Consider the following 16,627-nt stretch of genomic DNA (forward strand, 5'->3'; position numbering starts at 1 on the left):
TCGTCGGCAGGTCAGGCCCGGATGTTCTGGTTGAGGTGGAACAGGTTGCCGGGGTCGTACCGCCGCTTCAGCTCCACCAGGCGGTCGTAGTTGCCCCGGTAGTTGGCCTCGATCCGGTGCTGGTCGTCGTGGTCCATGAAGCCGATGTAGCCGGCTTCGTCGGAGTGCGGGGCGAGGGCGGCGTAGTAGTCGCGGACCCAGGCGGTGTTCGCGGCGTTGTCGGCCGGGTCCGGCCAGACGCCGGCGATCACGGTGGCGAAGGTCGCGTCCCGGTGGGAGAAGGCCGTCGCGTCGGCGGGGACGCGGTGGCAGGCGCCGTTGATCGGGTAGATGTGCACCGCCGAGTTGACCGCCGGCACCCGCGGGCCGTACTCCATGTGGGCGGCGATCGCCCCGTCGGTGAGCTCGGTCGCGAAGAGGCCCTTCCAGTACTGCTGGAGGCCCGGCGGCAGCAGCGGGTCGAAGACGGCGGCGAACGCCGGGTACGGCGCCGGGCCGACGCCCTCGGCCACCACCGGCGCCGCGTCCCGCAGCGCGGCGAGCACCTTCTCCGCATCGGCCGGCGGCCCGGCCCAGCAGGGGACCAGCAGGATGAAGGGGTCGCCGACCCGGTCCTCCGGGATGAACGGCAGCGGCGGCGCGAGGTGGAACCCGGGGAAGAGGCCCAGCTGCTCGGGGGCGTCCCGGATGTACTCGCGGTAGAACCGCAGCACCTCGGCCGTGTGCTCCAGCTCGTAGACCATGGGCCCGGCGATCACGTCGGCCACCGGGCTCAGCCGGTACTCGAAGGACGTCACCGCGCCGAAGTTGCCGCCACCGCCGCGCAGCGCCCAGAAGAGGTCCGGCTCCTTCTCCTCGCTCACCGTGTGGAACCGTCCGTCGGCGGTGACCACGTCGGCCGAGAGCAGGTTGTCGCAGCTCAGGCCCAGCCCGCGGGCCAGGTGGCCGAAGCCGCCGTTGAGGGTCAGCCCGGCGATGCCGGTGGTGGAGATGATCCCGCCGGTGACCCCGAGGCCGAAGGCGTACCCGGCGGCGTTGAGGTCGCCCCAGGTGACGCCGCCCTCGCAGTGTGCCGTCCGGCGCTCCGGGTCGATCCGCACGCCCCGCCGCCCGGAGAAGTCGATCACCACGCCGTCGTCGCAGGTGCCGAAGCCCGGCGCGCTGTGGGCGCCGCCGCGCACCGCGAGGTCCAGCGCGTTGTCCCGGGCGAAGTCGACCGTGGACATCACGTCGCCGGTGTTGGCCACCCGGACGATCACGGCCGGCCGGCGGTCCACCATGCCGTTGTAGACCCGGCGGGCCTCCTCGTACCCCTCGTCCGCGGGGGTGATCACCGCGCCCCGCACGCGCTCCCTCAAGCCGTCGACGGTGGGTCCGCCCATGACGACCACATCCTCGGATACCGGCCGCCGCGCAGCCCCGTCCGGAGGTCCCGGCGCCGCAGCCCTCCCGACTACGGCGGGCGGGGCCGGGCAGGCCTGGCTCCACGCTACGCCGTATGTCCCCAAGGCGCCTGGCAAAGTCCTTAGATGAAGGGGAAGTTGACCGTCACCACGGTGTGCTGCGGGCGGCGCTCGCCGGGGGCGGGGGACTGGCTGGAGACCTTGCCGGTGCCGAACAGGTTGACGCCGCTGCTCTGCATCGCGAAGCCGGCGGCCTGGAGCGCCTTGGCGGCATCGTCCTTGGACATCCCGGTCACGTCCGGGACGGGCACCATGCCCTTGCTGACCACCAGCGAGACCGGCGAGTTCTCCGCCAGCTGCTGCCCGGCCGCCGGCGAGCTGCTGATCACCGCGCCCTCGGGAACGGTGTCGTTGTACGTCTCGGTGACGTTGCCGCGGGCCAGCTGGACGCCGGCCAGTGCGGCGGCGGCCTGGTCGGCCGGCTTTCCGGCCAGCTCCGGTACGGCGATCCGCTTCGGGCCGCGGGAGACGGTGACGCCGACGGCGTCGCTCTTGCGGGCCCGGGCGCCGACCCCCGGGTCGGTGGAGATCACCTGCCCTGCGGGGACGGTCTCGCTGTAGACCTCGGTGAACCGCCCGTGCATGCCCGCGCCGTCCAGGATCCGCTGCGCCTCGGCGCGGTCCTTGCCGAGCACGCCCGGCACCGTCGTGTACAGGGCGCCGGAGAGCGCGTAGGTGGTGCCGCCGACCAGCAGCACCAAGGCGGCCAGGACGGATGCCCAGACCAGCGGCTTGCGGGGGAGGCGGCGCAGCAGGCCGGGGCGGCCGGTGCGCACCGGCGGCGGCTCGTCGTACGGGCGCGGCTCGGTGAGCAGCTGCTCCATGACCTCCGGCGGGACGTCCAGCACGCTGGTCCGCTCGACCGGCGGCGCGGCGTCCGTCGCGGCGTCCGTCGCGGTGTCCGTCGCGTGGGCCTGTGCGGAGACGGCCTGCGCGGAGACGGCCCGGGCCGTGACGGCGGGCCGGATCACCGAGGTCGGCTCGTTGGTCGGGTACTGCGGGCTGGCCAGCGTGGAGGCGGGCGGCTCGGCGTCCAGCTGGGCCGGGGTGAGCGTGCGGCGCACCCGCTGGAGCGCGGCCAGCAGCTCGACCGCGTCGTACGGGCGGGCCCGCGGGTCGCGTGCGCAGGCGCCGGCCACTATGGCGTCCAGCTCGGGGACGACGCCGGGCACGGTCAGCGAGGGTGCGGGGACGTCCTCGTGCAGGTGGCGGTACATCACCTGGACGGGGTTCTCGCCGGTGTGCGGGCGGTGGCCGGTGAGCATCTCGTACAGCAGGATGCCGGCGGCGTAGACGTCCACCCGCTGGTCGGTCCCGTCGCCGGGGCGGATCTGCTCGGGGGCCAGGTAGGAGACGGTGCCGAGGACGGTGCCGGTGGTCGCGGTGGTGGAGGTGGCCGCGCCGTCGGCGGCGTTCAGCACCCGGACCAGGCCGAAGTCGGCGACCTTGACCAGGCCGCCGTCGGTGATCAGGACGTTCTCCGGCTTGACGTCGCGGTGGACCAGACCGGCCCGGTGGGCGGCGCCGAGCGCGGCGAGCACCGGCTCCAGGATGTCCAGGGCGGCGCGGATGGAGAGCGCGCCGCGGTCGCGGAGCAGGTCCCGCAGGGTGCGGCCGGGGACGTACTCCATGGCGAGGAAGACGTTTCCGCCGTCCGCGCCCTGGTCGAACACGTTGACCACGTTGGGGTGCGCGAGTCGGGCGACCGCCTTGGCCTCGCGGATGAACCGCCCGGTGAAGCCCTCGTCGCCGGCCAGCGAGGGGTGCATCACCTTCAGCGCCACGACCCGGTCGAGCCGGGTGTCGGTGGCGCGGTAGACGGTGGACATCCCGCCGGCCGCGATGCGCTGCTCGACCCGGTACCGGCCGTCGAGCAGGGAACCGATCAGGGGGTCGTGCAATGCCATGTCCGCCTTGTCCACCCGGCGAGTCTAGTGGCGCAGACGGGCCCTCAGCCCCGGGCGGCACCGCTCCCGGGGCTCTCTGTACCCGGGTTGTGACACCGTCCGGGCCCTTCGGGGTCAGAACGCCGGGCGCTCGCGGGTGTCCAGGTCGGCCAGGCCCGCCATCGCCGAGGAGGCCTCGGCGTGGAAGCGGCGCGGGATGCGGCCGGCCCGGTGGGCGAGCCGGCCGGCCTCGGCGGCGTGCCGCATCGCCTCGGCCATCAGCACCGGGTCCTGGGCGCGGGTCACCGCCGAGGCGAGCATGACGGCGGCGCAGCCCAGCTCCATCGCCAGCGCGACGTCCGAGGCCGTGCCGGCGCCCGCGTCCAGGATCACCGGGACGTTGGCGCCCTCCACGATCAGCTGGAAGTTGTGCGGGTTGCGGATGCCCAGGCCGGAGCCGATCGGCGAGCCGAGCGGCATGATCGCCGCGCAGCCGACGTCCTCCAGCTTCCGGGCCAGCACCGGGTCGTCGTTGGTGTAGGGGAGGACGGTGAAACCGTCGTCGACCAGCGTCTCGGCGGCGTCCAGCAGCTCGATCGGGTCGGGCAGCAGGGTCCGTTCGTCGGCGATGACCTCCAGCTTCACCCAGTCGGTGCCGAGCGCCTCGCGGGCCAGCCGGGCGGTCAGCACGGCCTCTCCGGCGGTGAAGCAGCCGGCCGTGTTGGGCAGGATGCGGATGCCGTTGCGGGTGAGCACGTCCAGGACGGAGCCCTGGGTGGTGGCGTCGACCCGACGCATCGCCACGGTCGTCAGCTCGGTGCCGGAGACCCGCAGCGCCTGCTCCAGGACCTCCAGGCTGGGGGCGCCGCCGGTGCCCATGATCAGGCGCGAGTCGAAGGTGGTGCCGGCGATGGTGAGCAGGTCGTCAGCCATGGTCAGCCTCCCTGCACGGCGGTGAGGATCTCGATCCGGTCGCCGGCCGAGAGCTGGGTGAGCGGCCACGAACTGCGCGGGACCACGGCCTCGTTGAGCGCGGCGGCGACGCCGGAGTTGGCCCGGCTGAGGGTGGCCACCACCTCGGCGAGGGTGGTCGCGGCGGGCACTTGGCGGGGCTCGCCGTTGACGGTGAGGGGGATGTCGCTCATGCGGGGACCTTCGTCGTGAAGCGAGTGGGGGAGAACGGCGCGGCGAGGTCCGGCGTCGTGCCGGTGGCCAGGTACTCGGCGACCACGTCGGCGGTCACCGGGGTGAGCAGCACGCCGTTGCGGTAGTGGCCGGTGGCTGCGACCAAGCCGGGCAGGGAGGTCGGCCCGAGCAGCGGCGCGTTGTCGGGCGAGCCCGGGCGCAGCCCGGCCGACGTCTCCACCAGCGGCAGTTCGGTGATGCCGGGGACCAACTCGTGGGCGTCGCGCAGCAGCTCGTACACGCCGCCGGCGGTGACGGTGGTGTCGTACCCCTGCTCCTCGCTGGTGGCGCCGATCACCAGCTCGCCGTTCTCACGGGGCACCAGGTAGAGGTGCCGGCCGCGGACCACCGCGCGGACGTTGCGGGAGAGGAACGGCCGGTACGCCTCCGGGATCCGCAGCCGCAGGATCTGGCCCTTCACCGGGCGGATGGCCGGCAGCACGCCCTCGGGCAGGCCGGGCAGCTGGTGGCTCCACGGGCCGGCGGCCAGGACGACCTGATCGGCGGTGACGGTCTCGCCGGTGGCGAGCCGGGCGCCGGTGGCGCGGCCGCCCTCGGCCAGCAGCTCGGTCGCCTCGGCGCGGTGCAGCCGGACGCCGGCCCGCTCGCAGGCGAGGACGAGCGCCTTGGCGAGCCGGCGGCCGTCGACCTGGTGGTCGTCGGTGACGTGCAGGCCGCCGCGGACGCCCGGGGCGAGCATCGGTTCGAGCCGGCGGGCCTCGCGGCCGGTGAGCCACTGCGAGTCCAGGCCGAGCCGACGGTGGAAGGCGTGCAGCTCGCGCAGCTCCTCGCGGTCGTCCGAGTCGAGGGCGACGGCGAGGGTGCCGCACGGGCGGTAGCCGGTGTCCTGGCCGCCACTGGCCTCGGTGAGCTCGGCGGCGAAGGCCGCGTACCGCTCGTTGGAGGCCATGCCGAGGCGCAGCAGCGGCTCTTCGCCGTACTGGAGCTCGGTGACGGGGGCGAGCATGCCGGCCGCGACCTGGGCGGCGCCGCCGCCGGGCCGCGGGTCGGCCACCACGATGTTCTCCAGCCCGCGCTGGGCGGCGCGCCAGGCGACGGCGAGGCCGATGATGCCCCCGCCGATCACCAGCACGCCGGCGTGGGCGTCCGGTGCCAAGCGTGTCAAAGTCGCTGCTCTCCCTTCGCCGGTATGACCCGGATCAGGTTCGGACGGTCGCAGGCCGTGTCAGCCCGCCTCTCAGCCCGGTCCGCCGGGCTCCCGTGATGGTGCCCCCACCTTAACTCCGGGCGTCCGAGCCGCCGAAGGCGCGTACGAAGGGTGGGACGCGGGCGGCCGGGGCCCGAGCAGTCCGGGGCGGCCGGGGCGCCGAAGGCGCGCACGAGGGTGGGGCGGGAGTGGGCCGCGGGGCCGGGAGGAGCGGGAGTGGCCGGTGCCGCCGAGGGGCGGGTACGAAAGGTGGGAAGCCCCCTGGCGCGCCCGGCGGGCGCCAGTACAGTGACGGCGTGGCAGAGCTGAGCGGGACGGATCAGGTGGTCGTGGTCGGGGCCGGGCTGGCCGGGGCGCAGTGCGCCTCGGGCCTGCGGCGGGGCGGCTGGCAGGGGCGGATCGTGCTGGTGGGCGAGGAGCCGCACGTGCCCTACGACCGGCCGCCGCTCTCCAAGGAGGTGCTGCTCGGCAAGGCCGACGCCACCACCCTGGACATCGACTTCGCGCACCTCGGCATCGAGGTGCTCACCGGCCGCCGCGCCACCGGCCTCACCCCCGGCCTCCTGCACACCGACGGCGGCGACCTGCCGTACGGCGCCCTGGTGATCGCCACCGGCGCCACTCCGCGCGTCCTGCCCGGCGCCGAGCGCGCGCACCTGCTGCACACCCTGGACGATGCGCTCGCCCTGCGCGCCCTGCTCCGCCCGGGCCTGCGCCTGGTGCTGGTCGGCGCGGGCTGGATCGGCGCCGAGGTCGCCACCGCCGCCCGCACGGCCGGCTGCGAGGTGACGGTCGTCGAGGCGGGTCCGGCGCCCGTCCCCGGCGCGCTGCCCACCGAGATCGGCCGGGCGATGGCCGCCTGGTACGCCGAGGCCGGGGTCGAGCTGCGCTGCGGCGCCGCCGTCGCGGCCGTCGAGCCGGGTGCGGTGCTGCTGGCGGACGGCTCGCACCTGCCGGCCGACGAGGTGGTGGTCGGCATCGGTGCCCGCCCGGCGACGGACTGGCTGGCCGGCTCGGGCGTCGAGCTGGACGCGGCTGGCGCCGTCCTGGTGGACGAGCGGCTGCGCACCGGCCTGCCCGGCGTCTACGCGGCCGGCGACTGCGCGAGCTACCCCTCCGCCCGGACGGGCGGCCGGCTGACCGTCCAGCACTGGGACCACGCGCTGCAGTCCGGCGAGGCCGCGGCCGCCGCGGTGCTCGGCGCGGACGCCCCGTACGACCCGGTGCCGTACTTCTGGTCGGAGCAGTTCGGCCGGATGGTCCAGTACGTCGGCCGGCACGACGACGGAGACGAGCTGGTCTGGCGCGGCTCGCCGGCGGACCCGACCTGGGCCGTGCTCTGGCTGCGCGACGGCGCGCTTCGGGCCCTGCTCACCGTCGACCGTCCGCGTGACCTCACCCAGGGCCGCCGGCTGGTCGAACGCGCCACGGTGCTGGACCGGGCCCGGGCCGCGGACCCGGCGGTACCGCTCAAGTCGGCCGCCGCGGGGTAGCGCCGGGGGCCGCCGGACGAGCCCCCGGGCGGCCGGCTGGTGCGCGGCGGGCCGCAGAGGTGGCAGTCTGGTGGCGTGAGTGAGATCGAAAGCAAGATTGAAGCCCTGGTCCCCGAGTGGATGTACCTGCCCGACATCTCGGAGCAGTGGGGGGTCCGGGTCACCGAGGTGCGTGACCTGGTCAAGAACGGCGGGCTGATCGCGATCCGGCGTGGCCCCAACAGGTCGCTGCAGGTCCCGGCGGCGTTCATCGACGGCCCGGGCCTGGTCAAGCACCTGTCCGGCACCCTGACCGTCCTGCGCGACTGCGGGTACAACGACGTGGAGATCCTGGAGTGGCTCTTCACCGAGGACCCGTCGCTGCCGGGCAGCCCGATCCAGGCGCTCCGGGAGAACCGCGGCACCGAGGTGAAGCGCCGCGCCCAGGCGATGCTGATCTGATGGCCGCGGAAACGCTGCGCCGGCGGCTCGCCGACGCCCGGCTCTACCTGTGCACCGACGCCCGGCGCGAGCAGGGCGACCTCGCCGAGTTCCTGGACGCGGCGCTGGCCGGTGGGGTGGACATCGTGCAGCTCCGTGACAAGGGGCTGGAGGCCAAGCAGGAGCTGGCGGCGCTGGAGGTCTTCGCCGACGCCTGCCGCCGGCACGGCAAGCTGCTCTCGGTCAACGACCGCGCCGACGTCGCGCACGCCGCCCGCCCCGAGGTGCTGCACCTCGGCCAGGGCGACCTGCCGGTGCCGGCCGCCCGGGCGATCCTCGGCGAGGACGTGCTGATCGGCCGCTCCTGCCACGCCGAGGCGGAGGTGGACGCGGCGATCGCCGAGCCCGGCGTGGACTACTTCTGCACCGGCCCGGTCTGGCCCACCCCGACCAAGCCCGGCCGCCACGCGCCCGGCCTCGGCCTGGTCTCGTACGCGGCCGGGCGGGCCGCCGACCGGCCGTGGTTCGCCATCGGCGGCATCGACCTCGGCAACCTGGACGAGGTGCTCGCGGCCGGCGCGAGCCGGGTCGTCGTGGTGCGCGCCATCACCGCCGCGGAGGACCCGCGGGCGGCCGCGGCCGCGCTCGCCCGGCGGCTGCGCCAGGCCTGACGCAGCAGACGCACAGACGTACGGACGCACAGACGCCGGACGAGGCCGCCGCCGCGCCCCCGGGTACTCCTCAGTACTTGCGGACGGTGGCGGCCTCGGCCAGCGCCAGCAGCACCTCGCGGGCCCGTCCGTCGGCCAGCGGTGCGGCCTCCAGCGCGGTCAGCGACTGCCGCATCAGCTCCTCGATCCGCCGCTCCACCAGCTCGGGCGCGCCGCTGCGCCCGACCAGGGCCCGCAGCCGGGCCACCTCCTCGGGCGCGAGGTCCGGCGCACCGAGGCGCTCGTCCAGGTGGCGGGCGTCGGCGGCCGACAGACCGCGCATCGCGTGCGCGACCAGCAGGGTCCGCTTGCCCTCGCGCAGGTCGTCCCCGGCGGGCTTGCCGGTGACCGCCGGGTCGCCGAAGACGCCGAGCAGGTCGTCCCGGAGCTGGAAAGCCTCGCCCAGCGGCAGGCCGAACGCCCCGTACGCCTCGACCAGTTCCGGCCCCGCGCCGGCCAGCAGCGCGCCGACCTGGAGCGGCCGCTCGATCGTGTACTTGGCCGACTTGTAGTGGAGCACCGTCTGCGCCCGGTCCAGCGCGCCCGAGTCGGTGGAGTCACCGGCGACCGGCTCCAGCACGTCCAGGTACTGGCCGACCATGACCTCGGTGCGCATCAGGTCGAACATCGGCTTGGCGGCCAGCACCGCCGCCGGGTCCAGGCCCGAGCGCAGGAACAGCTCGTCGCACCAGATCAGCAGCAGGTCGCCGAGCAGCACCGCGGCCGAGGCGCCGTACTGCTCGCGGTCGCCGCGCCAGCCGCTGTCGCGGTGCAGGGCCTCGAAGCGGCGGTGGACCGAGGGCAGGCCGCGGCGGGTGTCGCTGCGGTCCATCAGGTCGTCGTGGACCAGCGCGCTCGCCTGGAGGAGCTCCAAGGCGGCCGCCGCGTTGGCGATGCCCCCGCCGGCCGCCGGGCCGCCGGCGCCGCGCCAGCCCCAGTAGCAGAACGCCGGGCGCAGTCGCTTCCCGCCGTCCAGCAGGAAGTCGCGCAGCGCCTCGACCGCGGGCGCCAGCTGCGGGGAGATCTTCCCGAGCAGGGCCGCCTGGCCGTCCATGAAGCCGGCGAGGGCCGCGTTGACGCGCCCGCGCACGTCCTCCACGTCAATGGGGTTGGCCGGCCGGTTGCTGGACGAGGTCACGATGAGGCTCCGGGAGTTTGGCAGGGGGTGCAACAAGCCTAGCCGGGCGGCCGGGAACAGCTGTACGGACGAGCCTCCGGGGCCTCCCGGGGCGGCAGGGCTGGGAAGCGGAATCCCGTCCACCACTTGTCTCAATTGGTGGGACCGAGTTGTCCGTGCCCTTCGACCGGCGGTTAACCTGCCAGCATGGCACTCGGCGTCGCTTCCACCAGAACAGACCGCGCGCTGACGGTCCGCGAGCTTCTGGCGGCCGGCAAGCGATCCTTCTCCTTCGAGTTCATGCCCCCGCGCACCGAGGTCGGCGAACAGCGTCTCTGGGACGCCATCCGCCGGCTCGAACCGCTCGACCCCAACTTCGTCTGCATGACGTACGGGGCCGGCGGCTCCTCGCGCGAGCGCACCGTCAACATGGTCGGCCGGATCGCCACCGAGACCACGCTGACCCCGGTCGCCCACCTGACCGCCGTCGACCACTCGATCGCCGAGCTGCGCAACATCATCGGCCAGTACGCCGACCAGGGCGTACGCAACGTCCTCGCGGTGCGCGGCGACCCGCCCGGCGACCCGATGGGCGAGTGGGTGAAGCACCCGCAGGGGGTGACCTACGCGTACGAGCTGGTGGAGCTGATCAAGGGCATCGGCGACTTCTGCGTGGGCGTGGCCGCCTCGCCGAACATGCACCCGCGCTCGACCGACTGGGACGAGGACATCCGCCACTTCGTGGCGAAGATCCGCTCCGGGGCCGACTACGCGATCACCCAGATGTTCTTCGAGGTCGACGACTACCTGCGGCTGCGCGACCGGGTCGCGGCGGCCGGCTGCGAGACGCCGATCATCCCGGAGATCATGCCGGTCACCAACGCCAAGCAGCTGGACCGGTTCCCGCAGCTGAGCGGTTCGGCCTTCCCGGCCGAGCTGGAGGCCCGGCTGCGCGCGGCCGTCGACGACCCGGCCGCCCTGCGCGAGGTCGGCATGGAGCACGCCACCGCGATGTCCGAGCGGCTGCTCGCGGAGGGCGCCCCCGGCCTGCACTTCATCACGCTCAACCACTCGACCGCGACCCTGGAGATCTACCAGAACCTCGGTCTGCACCAGCGCTGAGCTGCGCCGCCGGCCGGGCCGGGCCGACGGCCGGCGGCACCCCGCACGGGCGGGAGCCGCCGGGAACGCGATGCGGTACCCCGGCCGTTGAACCGGTACAGTCGCCGCACACGCGCGGCGCGCGCGGGCACGCGACTGGAGGTAGCGGGCGGATGGGCATCGGATACCTGCTGCTGTACGCCGCGTTGGCGGTGGTGGCGCTCTGGCTGGTCGCCGAGCTGCTGCTGCAGAACCGCGCCCCGGTGCACTGGCGGGCCCTGGCCTTGGCCGGCTTCCTCGGGGTGCCCGCCGGGATGGCGCTCGGCTCGGTCGTGGTGATCGGCGCCGGCGCGGCCCTCTTCGCGCTCGGCCAGACCCTCGTCACCCTCGCCGTGAAGCGCGGCTACGCCGCCGGCTGGTCGCTGCGCAGCGCCGACGGCAGCCTGCCCGGCCCGCTCGCCAAGGTGCCGCTGCTCGGAGCGCTGACCGGCGGGGCGGTGGTGGCCACCGCGGTGGCCGTCGACCGGATCGGCACGGTCAGCGCGGTCGAGGAGAGCAGCCCCGAGCCGGCACCGGCCGCCGAGGACGCCCCCGCCGTCGAGCAGACCGCCGCCTTCGAGATGCAGGAACTCGCTGCGGACGGCGTCTACGCGCCCGGGTACTACGAGCAGCAGGTGCAGCAGCCGCAGCAGGCCCAACCGGACCCGTACGTCGAGGCCTACCAGGCCGGCTACGACGCCCCGCAGCAGCAGGCCTGGGACCAGAACGTCCAGCAACAGCAGCAGTGGCAGACCCAGCAGCAGCCGGCCTTCGCCTACGACCAGGGCTACGGCGGCTACCAGCAGCAGGCCGTCCAGCCGGACCAGTACGCGGCCTACCAGCAGCAGCCCGACGCCTACGGCACGTACCAGCAGCAGCCCGACCCGTACGGCTACGAGCAGCAGGCGCAGCAGGCCCAGCAGCAGTGGCAGCCCGAGCAGCAGCCGCAGCAGGGCATCCCGCAGCAGCCGGTCTACGAGTACGGCTACCAGCAGCAGAACACCTGGCAGCAGCAGGGCTGAGCCGGGCGCGGCCCCGCAGAGGGATTCGGCCGGGCCGGTTTCCCCCGCGCGGCGCGCTCAGGCCGGGCCGATGAGGTTGGCCGCGATGCAGGCCGACATGCCGACCCGGGCCAGCCCGCCGCCGGGGTGGGCGGCGCCGCCGATCAGGTAGTAGCCGGGGGCCTCCTCGGTCGGGGCCTGGAGGTACTCGCCGCGCGAACCGGCCAGCGCGGGCAGTGGGACGGAGCCGAAGAAGGAGCCGGTCTCCCGCTCGGTGTCCGCAGGGGTGCGGACCACCCGCCAGAGCACCCGCCCTCCGAGGCCCAGCCCGGCGGCGTCGGCCCGGGCGATCATCCGGTCGGCGAAGCGGTCGGCGACGCCGGGCACGGTCCAGTCCAGGCCCGTCGCCGGGACCGTCGCGGTGAGCACCACGGCCTCGTGGCCCTCGGGGTGCAGCGACGGGTCGTCCGGGCGCAGCACCTGGACGGTCGGGTGGTCGGTGAGCGCGGTGCCGGCACCGAAGATCCCGTCCAGTTCGGCGGCCCGGTCCGCCGCGTGCACCACCGTGCGGTGCACGGTGCCCGCCGGGCGCTGCCCGCGCAGGGCGAGTAGGACGACGACGCGGCCGGGGGCGGCGTGGAGCCGCTGCATCGACGACGGCCAGTCGTCCTGGGAGGTGGCCGTGCCGGTGTACTCGTGGAACATCACCCGGGCATCCATCGCGGAGACCACCACGTCGGCGTCGATCCGGCCGGCCGTGGTGTCGACGCCGCAGGCGCGGCCGTCCTTCTCCAGCACCTTCACGACCCGGGTGTCGAAGCGGAAGTCGACCTTGCGCTGCTCGCAGCGCCGGTACACCGCGTCGGCCAGCGCGCGGATGCCGCCGCGGACGTACCAGACGCCGAAGGACTGCTCCATGTACGGCAGCACGGTGGCCCCCGCCGGGGCGGTGCGCGGGTCGAAGCCGAACCGCAGGGCGTGCTCGTGCAGCAGGGCGGTCAATGCCGGGTGGCCGCCGAGTTCGCGGGAGGCCACGTCGGCGAGGGTCCACGGCCCGGCGCCGAACAGGCGGGCGAGCAGGCCGGGCCGGGGCGGGCCGGGGTACGGGTCGGTGTGCAGCGGTGCGGGGTCGGCCGGGAGCGGCTCCTCCAGCAGTGGGCGGCGGGTCGCCTCCCAGACCGTGCGGCCGTGGTTCATCACCTCGGCCCAGCGGGCGCCCGAACCGGCGCCGAACGCGGCGTCCAGCGCCTGGATGACGCCGCCGCGGGAGGCGTTCGGCAGTGCCAGGTCGGTGCCGTCGGGGAAGACGTGCCGGCTCTCCGGGTCGACCGGGGCCAGCCCGACCAGCTGCTCCAGCGGCTCCTTGCCGGTCTTCAGGGCGAGGTCGCGGTACACGGCGGGGAGGGTGAGCAGCCCGGGGCCGGTGTCGAAGGCGAAGCCGTCCCGCTCGTACCGGCCGACCATGCCGCCGTACGTCCCGCTCGCCTCGCAGACCGTCACCCGGTGTCCGAGGGTCGCCAGCCGGGAGGCCGCCGCGAGCCCGCTCATTCCTGCGCCGATGATGACGATCCTTGCCATGGCCCGCATCCTATGACCGCAGGACGGACACCTCCTCCGCCGGTCGGGCGCCGGCCGCGCGGGCGGCCTTGCGCTCGCGGCGGCGGGCCCGGAACCGCCGGATGCGGTTGATCGCGAACCAGACCATGAGCAGGCCGGCGATCAGCAGGACGGCGGCGACGGAGGCGGCCAGCCACGGATGGAAGATCGCCAGGGTGACCAGGCCGGCCACCGAGAGGTCCTCGGCCAGGCTGACCACGATGTTGCTGGCGGGCTCGGGCGAGGTGTTGACCGCCATTCGCAGCGAGGCCTTCACCAGATGGCTGACCAGCGCCGTGGCACCGCCCATCGCCCCTGCCGCGACCTCGGGCAGCGAGCCCGGGTCGGTGCTCGCGATCAGCGCGCCCACGGTGGCCCCCGCGATCGGGCGGATCACCGTGTGGACGGTGTCCCAGAGGCTGTCCACGTACGGGATCTTGTCGGCCACCGCCTCCAGCAGGAACAGCACGGCCGCCGCGGCCAGCACGTCGGTGCGCTCCAGTGCGTGCGGCACCGAGTCGGCCCCGGCGAACCGGCCCAGCAGGCCGAGCAGCAGCACCACCGCGTACGCGTTGATCCCGCTCGCCAGACCGCTGGTGAAGATCAGCGGAACGATCGTCATCCGTTCCCTCCCTCGGAGTGCCGCCGGGATCCGCCCGGCTCGCCGTACCGTACCGGGACGCCGGGCGGGTTCCCTCCGGTTCCCTCCCCGGGCGGACTGAGTACGGATACTCAGACGCACGGTTGAGTAGCTGAGCGGATGGCCTCCGACCTGCGGAGACGGGAGAGTGGTGGCACCGGGTCGGCGGCGCGTCGGGCACTGCGGGCCCGGGACGGCGGACACGTGCCGTCCGCCGGCCACGGGGGCCGGCGGACGACACCGGCGGGTCCGCACCGGAGCCGGTCGTAGGCCGCGCACCGCCGACACGGGGCGGCGGAGCGGGGTCAGGGGGGACCGGTGACCCGGGGGCTCCGAAGCGCCGCCCGTGGGGGGACGGCGCTCCGGCGGGTTCGGGGCGGTGGGGCGCGGGCCGACAAGGGAGCGGCCGGCGACCGCCGCCCGCACGCATGTCCGTGCCCGGAGCAGGCGTGCGACGCCTCGGGGCCGCATTGTCAGTGGTCCCGTTCACGATGGAGACGCACGGATCATCCGACCCGTGCGCTGCCTCGGAACGGGGGAGACCATGACCATCAGCCGGCCTGAGCCCGTCACCGCCCGCCTCCACTTCGCCGCCCACCGGCCGGGCACCCACCAGCCGGGGGCCGACCGGCCGGGCACCCACGTCCCCGCCGGCGGGGACGTCCACCCGGTGCTGCGCCGGGCCGCCGCCCCGCCCGCCGCGCTCGACCTGCTCGCCGACGCCCACCGCACCCTCACCCGCTCCCGGGCCCTGGAGGACCCACTGGAGCGGTACGCCGCCGCCCACCTCGCCGCGCTGCGCACCGTCGCGGCGGTGCTCGCCGTCCGGGGCCGGCCGGAGAAGAGCCCCCGGCGGCGCCGGGCGATCCGCAGTGCCTGGGAGGTGTTGCCCGAGGTCGCGCCCGAACTCACCGAGTGGGCGGTGTACTTTGCGGCCGGCGCCCGCCGCCGGGCCGCCGCCGAGGCCGGGATCAGGGGTGCCGCCTCGGCCCGTGACGCCGACGACCTGATCCGCAACTCCGCGCTCTTCCTCCGGCTGGTCGAGCGGCTGCTCGGCCTGCACCCGGCGCCGCCCGCCCCCCGGCTCCCGCTGGACGACGCCGGAGGCCCCCACGACCCGGGCGCCCGGCGGTAACCGGGCGCCCGGCGGTAACCGGACACCCGGCGGTGACCGGACACCCGGCGGTGACCGGTCCCCTGCCGGGCGGCGCGGCCCGGCCGCCGGCCCGGTCTAAGGTGGAGGCGTCCCGATCGATCTGCACGTGCCAAGGAGTCCCACCTTGTACCCGACGCGTCCCCGCAGCGCCCTGCGTACCGCCGTGGTGTGGGAGGTGGTGCGGGCAGCCCTGGAGAAGCGGGCGGCCGAGCTGGACCAGCCGGTGCTCGACGTGGTCGACACCGGTGGTGGCACAGGCAACTTTGCCGTGCCGGTGGCCCGGCTCGGGCACCGGGTCACCGTGGTCGACCCGAGCCCCGACGCGCTGTTCGCGCTGGAGCGCCGGGCCGCCGAGGCCGGTGTGACCGACCTGGTCCGCGCCGTCCAGGGCGACACCCAGACGCTGCCCGACCTGGTCGCGCCCGGCACCGTCGACGCGGTGCTCTGCCACGGCGTGCTGGAGGTCGTGGACGACCCGGCCGAGGCGCTCGGCAGCCTGGCCGGGACCTTGCGCCGCGGCGGCTTCGTCAGCCTGCTGGCCGCCAACCGCAACGGCGCCGTGCTGGCCCGCGCGCTCGGGGGCCACTTCAACGACGCGCGGACGGTGCTGGAGGCCTCCGACGGTCGCTGGGGCGAGGCCGACCCGATGCCGCGCCGCTTCACCGGCGAGGAGCTCGACCGGCTCGCCGTCGGCGCGGGCCTGCGGGTGGACTCGGTGCACGGTGTGCGGGTCTTCGCCGACCTGGTGCCGGGCGTCCTGGTCGACGCCGAGCCGGGTGCGCTGGAGGCGCTGCTCAAGCTGGAGGAGGCCGCCGCCGGGCAGCCCGCCTTCCACGCCGTGGCGACCCAGCTCCACCTGCTGGCCACCCTGGCCTGACCCGGGCGGTCGGCACCGTTCGCCGACCTGCCTCACCCCTCTTCTCCTCCCCTTCTCCTCCGAAGCTCCCCAGGTCCCGGCCGATTCCACCCGGTCGGGCACTTGTCCGGGCCTCACCGCGTTGAGCCCAGTGCGGCCCGGACGGCCCGGAGTGGCCCGGCCCACGCGTGGCCGACCACCCCGTAACGGGCCCGTGGACCGTATGATCTGGGTAAAGCCGGAAAGCATGACAGCCGGATGCATGGGGCATATGGACGACACGGGCCCGGGCCCCCGCACAGGCGTCCGACCGCACGTTCTCAAGGCTGATTGGACTTGCCTCCCCGACCGGGGCGGCGGACCGGTCGCACCCGCGACCGACGAGTAGGAGGACTCCGTGCCGCTCTCGGAGCACGAGCAGCGACTGCTCGACCAGATGGAGCGAGCGCTGTATGCCGAAGATCCCAAATTCGCGTCGGCGCTTGAGGGAACCGGGCTGCGCACCCACACCCGTCGACGGGTCTATCTGGCCGTCGGCGGCTTCGTGGTGGGCATCGGCCTGTTGATGGGCGGCATGGTCGTCCCCGACCAGATCTGGGTCAGTGTCGTCGGGTTCCTGGTGATGCTCGGGTGTGCGGTCTTCGCCGTGACGGGCTGGCGCCGTGGTCCGGCCGGCCAGACCTCCGGCCCCCGTCCGGCTGCTGCTCCGCGCCGCAAGGCGGGGATGATGGACCGGGTCGAGCAACGCTGGCAGCGCCGCCGGGACGAGCAGACCGGCGGTTTCTGAGCCTCCGGG

General features: G+C 74.8%; 16 protein-coding genes and 1 riboswitch. Of the genes, 8 read left to right on the forward strand and 8 right to left on the reverse strand.

Going from position 1 to position 16,627, the window contains the following annotated elements; genetic code table 11:
- Positions 1 to 11: 11 nt before the first annotated feature.
- The 5 genes from OG286_RS28365 to thiO form a co-directional block, all read right to left on the reverse strand.
- Positions 12 to 1,382, reverse strand: a complete 1,371-nt coding sequence (locus OG286_RS28365; protein ID WP_396319400.1) for an FAD-binding oxidoreductase — start codon at positions 1,380 to 1,382, stop codon at positions 12 to 14.
- A 143-nt stretch (positions 1,383 to 1,525) separates the two neighbouring features.
- Positions 1,526 to 3,370: a Stk1 family PASTA domain-containing Ser/Thr kinase gene (gene pknB, locus OG286_RS28370; protein ID WP_405366083.1), complete on the reverse strand. Its 1,845-nt coding sequence runs from the start codon at positions 3,368 to 3,370 to the stop codon at positions 1,526 to 1,528.
- Positions 3,371 to 3,484: 114 nt separating this feature from the next.
- Positions 3,485 to 4,282, reverse strand: coding sequence for a thiazole synthase (locus OG286_RS28375; protein ID WP_396319398.1), 798 nt, complete (start codon positions 4,280 to 4,282; stop codon positions 3,485 to 3,487).
- Positions 4,283 to 4,284: 2 nt separating this feature from the next.
- Positions 4,285 to 4,494 (reverse strand): sulfur carrier protein ThiS, encoded by a 210-nt coding sequence (gene thiS / locus OG286_RS28380; RefSeq protein WP_396319397.1) that lies wholly within the window; start codon positions 4,492 to 4,494, stop codon positions 4,285 to 4,287.
- Positions 4,491 to 5,660 (reverse strand): glycine oxidase ThiO, encoded by a 1,170-nt coding sequence (gene thiO, locus OG286_RS28385; protein ID WP_396319396.1) that lies wholly within the window; start codon positions 5,658 to 5,660, stop codon positions 4,491 to 4,493. Before thiO ends, thiS begins: the two co-directional genes overlap by 4 nt.
- Positions 5,655 to 5,767, reverse strand: a riboswitch (TPP riboswitch). (Overlaps the previous gene by 6 nt.)
- 231 nt (positions 5,768 to 5,998) lie before the next feature.
- Here thiO and OG286_RS28390 point away from each other — a divergent pair.
- The 3 genes from OG286_RS28390 to thiE all read left to right on the forward strand — a co-directional run bounded on the left by OG286_RS28390 (position 5,999) and on the right by thiE (position 8,286).
- Positions 5,999 to 7,195, forward strand: coding sequence for an NAD(P)/FAD-dependent oxidoreductase (locus OG286_RS28390; protein WP_405359581.1), 1,197 nt, complete (start codon positions 5,999 to 6,001; stop codon positions 7,193 to 7,195).
- Positions 7,196 to 7,270: 75 nt separating this feature from the next.
- Positions 7,271 to 7,636, forward strand: a complete 366-nt coding sequence (locus tag OG286_RS28395) for an Rv2175c family DNA-binding protein (RefSeq protein ID WP_396319394.1) — start codon at positions 7,271 to 7,273, stop codon at positions 7,634 to 7,636.
- The gene (gene thiE, locus OG286_RS28400) at positions 7,636 to 8,286 is read left to right on the forward strand and encodes a thiamine phosphate synthase (protein ID WP_396319393.1); all 651 of its coding nucleotides are present in this window, start codon (positions 7,636 to 7,638) and stop codon (positions 8,284 to 8,286) included. The genes OG286_RS28395 and thiE overlap by 1 nt, the downstream gene beginning before the upstream one ends.
- 70 nt (positions 8,287 to 8,356) lie before the next feature.
- Here thiE and OG286_RS28405 read toward each other — a convergent pair whose 3' ends face one another.
- The gene (locus OG286_RS28405) at positions 8,357 to 9,463 is read right to left on the reverse strand and encodes a polyprenyl synthetase family protein (protein WP_396319392.1); all 1,107 of its coding nucleotides are present in this window, start codon (positions 9,461 to 9,463) and stop codon (positions 8,357 to 8,359) included.
- A 186-nt stretch (positions 9,464 to 9,649) separates the two neighbouring features.
- On the opposite strand from OG286_RS28405, the gene metF reads away from it, so the two are divergent.
- Positions 9,650 to 10,564: a methylenetetrahydrofolate reductase [NAD(P)H] gene (metF, locus tag OG286_RS28410; RefSeq protein ID WP_396319391.1), complete on the forward strand. Its 915-nt coding sequence runs from the start codon at positions 9,650 to 9,652 to the stop codon at positions 10,562 to 10,564.
- 152 nt (positions 10,565 to 10,716) lie between these two features.
- A complete protein-coding gene (locus OG286_RS28415; RefSeq protein ID WP_405365859.1) occupies positions 10,717 to 11,604 on the forward strand; it encodes a hypothetical protein in 888 nt (295 codons plus the stop codon).
- Between the two features lie 57 nt (positions 11,605 to 11,661).
- On the opposite strand, the gene OG286_RS28420 is transcribed toward OG286_RS28415, so the two are convergent.
- Positions 11,662 to 13,161, reverse strand: coding sequence for a phytoene desaturase family protein (locus OG286_RS28420; RefSeq protein ID WP_396319389.1), 1,500 nt, complete (start codon positions 13,159 to 13,161; stop codon positions 11,662 to 11,664).
- A 10-nt stretch (positions 13,162 to 13,171) separates the two neighbouring features.
- A complete protein-coding gene (locus OG286_RS28425) occupies positions 13,172 to 13,801 on the reverse strand; it encodes a DUF4126 domain-containing protein (protein WP_396319388.1) in 630 nt (209 codons plus the stop codon).
- A gap of 562 nt (positions 13,802 to 14,363) precedes the next feature.
- On the opposite strand from OG286_RS28425, the gene OG286_RS28430 reads away from it, so the two are divergent.
- From OG286_RS28430 to OG286_RS28440, 3 genes are all read left to right on the forward strand, one after another.
- Positions 14,364 to 14,954, forward strand: coding sequence for an SAV_6107 family HEPN domain-containing protein (locus OG286_RS28430; RefSeq protein WP_405365860.1), 591 nt, complete (start codon positions 14,364 to 14,366; stop codon positions 14,952 to 14,954).
- A 145-nt stretch (positions 14,955 to 15,099) separates the two neighbouring features.
- The gene (locus OG286_RS28435; RefSeq protein ID WP_396319386.1) at positions 15,100 to 15,852 is read left to right on the forward strand and encodes a methyltransferase domain-containing protein; all 753 of its coding nucleotides are present in this window, start codon (positions 15,100 to 15,102) and stop codon (positions 15,850 to 15,852) included.
- 376 nt (positions 15,853 to 16,228) lie between these two features.
- Positions 16,229 to 16,618, forward strand: coding sequence for a DUF3040 domain-containing protein (locus OG286_RS28440; RefSeq protein WP_396319385.1), 390 nt, complete (start codon positions 16,229 to 16,231; stop codon positions 16,616 to 16,618).
- The last annotated feature ends 9 nt before the right edge of the window (positions 16,619 to 16,627 follow it).

It is taken from the genome of Kitasatospora sp. NBC_00039 (assembly GCF_045160625.1).
Taxonomy (GTDB): domain Bacteria; phylum Actinomycetota; class Actinomycetes; order Streptomycetales; family Streptomycetaceae; genus Kitasatospora.

Coding starts and splice junctions, on each gene's coding strand:
- OG286_RS28365 (WP_396319400.1), bottom strand. CDS start 1,382: ATGGGCGGACCCACCGTCGACGGCTTGAGGGAGCGCGTGCGGGGCGCG.
- pknB (WP_405366083.1), bottom strand. CDS start 3,370: ATGGCATTGCACGACCCCCTGATCGGTTCCCTGCTCGACGGCCGGTAC.
- OG286_RS28375 (WP_396319398.1), bottom strand. CDS start 4,282: ATGGCTGACGACCTGCTCACCATCGCCGGCACCACCTTCGACTCGCGC.
- thiS (WP_396319397.1), bottom strand. CDS start 4,494: ATGAGCGACATCCCCCTCACCGTCAACGGCGAGCCCCGCCAAGTGCCC.
- thiE (WP_396319393.1), top strand. CDS start 7,636: ATGGCCGCGGAAACGCTGCGCCGGCGGCTCGCCGACGCCCGGCTCTAC.
- metF (WP_396319391.1), top strand. CDS start 9,650: ATGGCACTCGGCGTCGCTTCCACCAGAACAGACCGCGCGCTGACGGTC.
- OG286_RS28415 (WP_405365859.1), top strand. CDS start 10,717: ATGGGCATCGGATACCTGCTGCTGTACGCCGCGTTGGCGGTGGTGGCG.
- OG286_RS28420 (WP_396319389.1), bottom strand. CDS start 13,161: ATGGCAAGGATCGTCATCATCGGCGCAGGAATGAGCGGGCTCGCGGCG.
- OG286_RS28425 (WP_396319388.1), bottom strand. CDS start 13,801: ATGACGATCGTTCCGCTGATCTTCACCAGCGGTCTGGCGAGCGGGATC.
- OG286_RS28430 (WP_405365860.1), top strand. CDS start 14,364: ATGACCATCAGCCGGCCTGAGCCCGTCACCGCCCGCCTCCACTTCGCC.